General features: G+C 72.3%; 7 protein-coding genes. 3 read left to right on the forward strand and 4 right to left on the reverse strand.

All coding sequences use genetic code 11. The annotated features are described in order from the left end of the window. Positions 1–10: 10 nt before the first annotated feature. Positions 11–925 (reverse strand): aldo/keto reductase, encoded by a 915-nt coding sequence (locus AC1D1T_RS13085; protein WP_477827532.1) that lies wholly within the window; start codon positions 923–925, stop codon positions 11–13. A gap of 37 nt (positions 926–962) precedes the next feature. Then, complete coding sequence (locus AC1D1T_RS13090) at positions 963–1820, reverse strand: NAD(P)H-binding protein (protein ID WP_477991963.1); 858 nt, start codon at positions 1818–1820, stop codon at positions 963–965. A 118-nt stretch (positions 1821–1938) separates the two neighbouring features. On the opposite strand from AC1D1T_RS13090, the gene AC1D1T_RS13095 reads away from it, so the two are divergent. Continuing rightward, positions 1939–2853, forward strand: coding sequence for a LysR family transcriptional regulator (locus AC1D1T_RS13095; protein WP_047513205.1), 915 nt, complete (start codon positions 1939–1941; stop codon positions 2851–2853). Between the two features lie 69 nt (positions 2854–2922). Continuing rightward, complete coding sequence (locus AC1D1T_RS13100; protein ID WP_477827569.1) at positions 2923–3372, forward strand: YybH family protein; 450 nt, start codon at positions 2923–2925, stop codon at positions 3370–3372. A 7-nt stretch (positions 3373–3379) separates the two neighbouring features. On the opposite strand, the gene AC1D1T_RS13105 is transcribed toward AC1D1T_RS13100, so the two are convergent. Then, positions 3380–4000 carry a flavin reductase family protein gene (locus AC1D1T_RS13105; protein ID WP_477827568.1) on the reverse strand — a complete coding sequence of 207 codons (621 nt, stop codon included), beginning with the start codon at positions 3998–4000 and terminating at the stop codon, positions 3380–3382. A 50-nt stretch (positions 4001–4050) separates the two neighbouring features. Further along, positions 4051–4323: a DUF4242 domain-containing protein gene (locus AC1D1T_RS13110; protein WP_047513214.1), complete on the reverse strand. Its 273-nt coding sequence runs from the start codon at positions 4321–4323 to the stop codon at positions 4051–4053. A 122-nt stretch (positions 4324–4445) separates the two neighbouring features. Here AC1D1T_RS13110 and AC1D1T_RS13115 point away from each other — a divergent pair. Further along, positions 4446–6028: ATP-binding protein (locus AC1D1T_RS13115; protein ID WP_477991964.1), on the forward strand; the 1583-nt coding region annotated here is incomplete at its 3' end.

Raw genomic sequence — 6028 nt, forward strand, 5'->3', positions numbered from 1 at the left:
CGGTCCGCCCTCACAGCGCAGCCACCGTGCGCGCCATGCGCTCGCGCAGCGCTGCATCGGGCATGCGGCCGCGCGCCGCCGCCATGTTCTCGCGCAGGTGGGCCACCTGGCTGGTCGCCGGGATCGCGCAGGTCACCGCCGGGTGCGAGACGACGAACTTCAGCGCCACCTGCGCCCAGTTCGCGCAGTCGATCTCCGCGGCCCAGGCCGGCAGCCGCTGGCGCGCCAGCGCATCCATCAATGCACCACCGCGGAACGGCCGGTTCACCAGCACCGCGATGCCGCGCTCCTGCGCGAGCGGCAGCAGGCGCTGCTCCGCCTCGCGGTCCACCAGGTTGTGCGTGAGCTGCACGAAGTCGATCGGCTGCGTGCGCATCACCTGCTCCAGCTCGGCATGGCGCCGCCCTTCGGAGGTGGTGATGCCGACGTAGCGCAGCCGCCCCGCCCGCTTCATCTCGAGGAGCCGCGGCAGGTGCTCCTGCCACGACAGCAGGTTGTGCACCTGCATCAGGTCGAAGCGCGGCACGCCCCAGAAGTTGCGCGAGGCCTCCATCTGTGCCGCGCCGCGCTGCACATCGCCGATCCACACCTTCTCGGCCGAGAACAGCGCCGCCGGCCGGCCCAGCTGCGCCAGCGCATGGCCGATGGTCGGCTGCGACGAGCCGTACATCGGCGATGAATCGATCAGCCTGCCTCCCTCGGCGAAGAACGCGCGGACTACCTCGGTGCAGGCATCGCGCGCCGCGCGGTCGTTGCCGACGTTGAAGGTGATCCAGCTGCCCAGCCCGATGACCGGCAGCGTCTCGCCGCTCGACGGGATGCGGCGATCGAGCGCCGCGGCAGCACGGGCCGGCGCGGCGGCCACCAGCGCACCGGCGGCCAGACCGGCCAGCCACTCGCGTCGGGTGCAGGGATCGACGTTCATGCGCCGATTCTGCGACCCGCCCGCCAGCGCGTGGCGATCACCCCACGAGTTGCTCGACAACGCTCGCGAGGCCGGTCGTCCCGCGCACCTGCACCGCTTCGCCGCCTGCGAAGCGGATCCAGCCTTCGTTGAAGCCGTCGATCATCCGGATGCGCGGCTGCGGGTGGTGCATGCCCTGGCTGTGGAACAACGCCTCCCAGCTGTCGCGCGGCACCGGCGCGGYGCGCACCGGCCGACCCAGCGCCTGCGCCAGCGCGGCAGCGATGTCGTTCGGGCTGACCGGCGCCGGGCCGTCGAGTTCGACGATGCGCTGCCCGGCGCCCTTCTCCGTCAGCAAGCGCGCCGCGACACGCCCCACGTCGGCTGTGGCCACCATCGGCACCGGCCGGTCCGGCGGCTGCAGGAAGGCCGGGATCACGCCCTGCGTGCGCGCCGCGTCGATGTCCCAGCGCAGGTTCTCGATGAACCACGACGGGCGCAGCAGCGTCACGTCCAGCGGCAGCGCCGACCACACCTCCTCCATCAGCGTGTGCTGGCTCAGCAGGTTCGACGGTGCCGCCTGCGCGCCGATCGTCGACAGGCACACCACGCGCGCCGGCCGCGCGGCGCGCAGCGCCTGGTCGAGTGCCGCGGCCGTGGCCCGCGCCTCGGGAAAGCCCGGCGCCGGGTCGAACACCGGCGGCGGCACCACGAACACGCTCGTGGCGCCGTCGAAGGCCCGCGCCAGCGCCGCGGCGTCGTCCAGCGTGGCGAGCGCGACCTCGCAGCCGAGCGCCGCCCAGGCGCGCCCCTTGTCGGCATCGCGCACGACGGCGCGCACCCGCTCGCCCCGCGCCAGCAGCTCGCGAGCGGCCGCGCCGCCGACCTGGCCGGTGATTCCGGTGATGGCATGCATGAAGACTTCCTTTCGTCGATTCGTCAATCAGGAGGCGAATCGTAGGAAGCGGTACCATTTGAGTAAAGGCAACCAGCGGCATATCATTGGTGACACTGAATCACGAATTGAGCGAACGATGACACTCGATGGCCGCCTGCTCTCCAACGTCGGCGTGCTGGCCGCGGTGATCGAAGGCGGCAGCTTCGTGCGCGCCGCCGAGGCGCTCGGCATGACGCCGTCCGGCGTCAGCCGGGCCGTCGCGCGGCTGGAGGCGCGCATCGGCGTGCGCCTGCTCGAGCGCACGACCCGCTCGCTGAACCTCACCGACGAAGGCCGCCGGCTCTATGCCGACATCAACCCGCTGGTGCTCGGCATCGAAGACGCGGTGACGCACGCCACCAGCTCGTCGGGCACCGTGCAGGGCCGGCTGCGCGTCAACACCGATGCGTTCACGTCGCGCCTGCTGCTGGCGCCGCACCTGCCGCGCTTCCTCGCGCTGCACCCCGGCCTGACGCTCGAGCTGATCGCCCGCGAGCAGCTCGGCGACCTGGTCGGCGAGGGCTTCGACATCGCGGTGCGCTTCGGCGAGCCGCCGAGCTCGTCGCTGGTGGCGCGCAAGCTGCTCGAGAGCCGCATCGTCACGGTCGCGTCGCCGGCCTACCTGAAGCAGCATGGCCGCCCGGCCACGCCCGGCGACCTGGCGCAGCACGCCTGCATCCAGGTGCGTGACATGGCCACCGGCCAGCCGTTTGCCTGGGAGTTCCTGCGCGGCCGCAAGCACCTGAAGGTGCCGACCGCCGGCCGCCTGATGCTGACCGACCCCGGTACGCTGCTCGCGACCTGCCTGGCCGGCACCGGCATCGCGCAGATCAAGGCGATCGGCATCCAGGAGCAGCTCGACCGCGGGCAGCTCGTCGACCTGTTCCCCGACTGGCCCGACGAGCGCTTCCCGCTGTATGCGCTCTACCCGTCACGCCAATGGCCGGCGGCCAAGGTGCGCGCCTTCATCGAGTTCGTCGTCGAGGTGCTGAAGGCTTCGCCGCCGGGATGAGCCCATTGTCGATTTCGCACCGCGCCGATCGTCGTCTGCAGACCCACCACTTCATGCCAGGAGACATCGATGACCCGTTCAGGCACCGGCACCGACGCCGACACCCCCGCCGCGATCCGGCAGCTTCTGCTCCGCTACGCGGAATCCGTCCTCGCCAAGGATGTCGAGGCCTTCGTGGCGCTCTACGCTGCCGACGTGCGGGTGTTCGACATGTGGAACCGCTGGTCCCATGACGGACGCCAGCCGTGGCGCGAGATGGTGCAGGGCTGGTTCGGCTCGCTGCACGACGAGCGCGTCACCGTGGCCTTCAGCGAGGTGCGAACCCGGGTGGCGCAGGACCTCGCCGTGCTGCACGCCTTCGTCTCGTTCGCCGCGATCGACACCGGCGGCGCCACCTTGCGCTCGATGACCAACCGCATCACGATGGCCCTGGCCCGCCAGGGCGACGACTGGAAAATTGTCCACCAGCACACCTCGGCACCGATCGACGGCGAGACCAAGGCGATCTTCCAGCGCTGAAGGCAGGTCAGAGCTCGTCGATCGCGTTGGCGCGCACGTCGTCGATCGCGAAGCGCTCGTTCGTCGTCACGTAGAAGCTCGCACCGAAGCGGCCCACCGGGTGGTAGTCCTGCAGGCGCACGCGCCAGCGCTCGGCGTCGACCAGTCCGTCGCGCACCGCCAGCCACAGGATGCGGCCGAGGAAGACGTAGCGGCTGTCGGTCTCCAGCGTCTCGTGCAGCACGCACTCGAAAGCCACCGGCGCCTGCGCGATGCGCGGCGGCGCGACGCAGCGCGACGGCGCTGCCGTGAGCCCGGCATGGTCGAGCTCGCTCTGGTGCGGCGGCAGCGCGCTGCCGCAGGCGTGCATCTGCGCGCTCATCGCCTCGTCGGTCAGGTGCACGACGAACTCGCGGCTGCGCAGGATGTTGGCCGCGGTGTCCTTCAAGCGGCCGTCGTGCAGCCGGTTGACGCTGATGAACACCAGCGGCGGGTCTTCGCCGAGCATGTTGAACATGCTGAACGGCGCGGCGTTGACGATGCCGTCGGCGCCGAGCGTGGTGACCAGCGCGATCGGCCGCGGCACGATCAGGCTGGCCATCAGCTTGTAGCGCTCGTAGGCGCCGAGCTCGCGGAAGTCGATGTCCATCGGCGCGGTCACGCAAGATCGGTGCCGCGCCGGGCGACTTCACACGAGGCTCACTCCGCCGTCGCCGGCTCGATCACCGAGCGCACCTGCGAGACCCGGTTCGCCGGAAACCCGCCCAGCTCCGCATGGCGGCGCACCGCGGCGGCATCCGGCGCCTGGTAGATGCAGTAGAGGCGGTCGTCGGTCACGTAGCTGTGCACCCACTGGATGCTGGGGCCCATGCTGTTGAGCACGCCGCATGATTTTCGGGATATGGCCTTCAGGTCCTGCGGTGTAAGCTGGCCGGCGCCGGGGATGTCTCTCTCGATCACGAACCTGGGCATGTCGCACTCCTGCGGGGTTGAGGTGTCCCATGCTCCCGCACGGGGCCCGGCACGGTCATCAAGCGCGTCTGAATTCCGCATGAATTCCCGCCGGCGCGCCGCCACCCGAGGAGCGAACCGCCATGCCCGCGCCCACCGTCCTGTACCGCTTCGGCGACTTCGAGCTGCAGCCCGGGCAGCGCCTGCTGCTGCGCCACGGCCAGCCGCTGACGCTCACCGCCCGCGCGTTCGGCGTGCTGGTCGCGCTGGTCGAGCGCGCCGGGCAGCAGGTGTCGAAGGACGAGCTGATGCAGCTCGTCTGGGCCGGCCTCGTCGTGGAGGAGAACAACATCGCGGTGCACGTGGCGCAGCTGCGCAAGCTGCTGGGCGCGCCGGCGATCTCGACCATCGCCGGCTGCGGCTACCGCTTCGCGCTCGAGGTGTCGCGCGGTGCCGCGCAGCCCGCCGTTGCCGGCCGCGAATCCGGCGAATCGGACGAGCCGCCCGGCAACCTGCCGGCCCGCACCCCGGCCCTGATCGGCCGCGCGGCCGAGCTGGCCGAACTGGGGGCGCTGCTCGACGCCCACCCGCTGGTGACGGTATGCGGCGGCCCCGGTGTCGGCAAGACCCACCTCGCGATGGCCGCCGCCGCGCGGCGCCGCGCCCGCCACCGCGACGGCAGCTGGTGGATCGACCTCGCACCGCTGACCGACGGCGCGCAGATCGCCCCGCTGATCGCCGGTACGCTCGGCCTGAAGCCGGTGGCCGGCGAAGACACGCTGGCGGCGCTGGTGCGCAGGCTGAAGCCGCGCTCGCTGCTGCTGGTGCTCGACAACGCCGACCACCTGGCGCCGGAGGTGGCCCGGCTGGCCGGCGCGCTGGTGCAGGCGACGCCGCGCGTGTCGGTGCTGGTGACCAGCCAGGTGCCGCTGCGCGATCCGGCGCACCGGCTGCTGCGGCTCGGGCCGCTCGGCCTGCCACCCGAGGGGGCCTCCATCGACGAGGCCGCGCGCTGCGACGCAGTGCAACTGCTCGCCGAACGCGCGGCCGGCGCCGGCAGCCCGCTGGCCGGCGACGCGCGCAGCATCGATGCCGCCACCGACATCTGCCGCCGGCTCGACGGCAACGCGCTCGCGATCGAGCTGGCCGCGGCCCGGCTGCCGGCCCTCGGCCTGGCCGCGCTGGCCGAGCGGCTGCAGCAGCGCCTCGGGCTGCTCGCGCCGCTGCCGCAGGTGCCGGCCTCGCGCCAGAACGCGCTCGCCGCGGCGCTCGACTGGAGCCACGGGCTGCTGTCGCCGGCCGAGCAGCAGGTGTTCCGCCGGCTCGGCGTGTTTCCGGGGGCGTTCGAACTCGACCGCGCCGCGCTGTGCCTGGCCGATGACGACCTGCCGGCACCGCGCGTCATCGAGACCCTGCTCGACCTCGCCGACCGCTCGCTGCTGAGCGTGGACCGGGCGAGCGCACCGCGCTACCGCCTGCCGGAGAGCATCCGGCTGTACGCGCTCGACAAGCTGCAGGCCTCGGGCGAAGCGGCGGCCGTGCGGGCCGCCTTCGCGCGCGGCATGTGCGCGGTGTTCGACGAGGCCTATGAGGACCACTGGCGTTCGAACCCGCAGGGCGCGCCCGGCGCCTGGCGCGACCGCTGGGCGCCCGAGCTCGACGACCTGCGCGCCGCGCTGGACGAGGCCACCGCGAACGACCCGGACAGGGCGGTCGCGCTGTACGG

This window comes from Rhizobacter sp. P2_H3, from assembly GCF_056403355.1.

Excerpts from the sequence above, each read along its gene's own strand:
- AC1D1T_RS13095 (WP_047513205.1), top strand. The coding sequence starts at position 1,939 with ATGACACTCGATGGCCGCCTGCTCTCCAACGTCGGCGTGCTGGCCGCG.
- AC1D1T_RS13085 (WP_477827532.1), bottom strand. The coding sequence starts at position 925 with ATGAACGTCGATCCCTGCACCCGACGCGAGTGGCTGGCCGGTCTGGCC.
- AC1D1T_RS13100 (WP_477827569.1), top strand. The coding sequence starts at position 2,923 with ATGACCCGTTCAGGCACCGGCACCGACGCCGACACCCCCGCCGCGATC.
- AC1D1T_RS13105 (WP_477827568.1), bottom strand. The coding sequence starts at position 4,000 with ATGGACATCGACTTCCGCGAGCTCGGCGCCTACGAGCGCTACAAGCTG.
- AC1D1T_RS13110 (WP_047513214.1), bottom strand. The coding sequence starts at position 4,323 with ATGCCCAGGTTCGTGATCGAGAGAGACATCCCCGGCGCCGGCCAGCTT.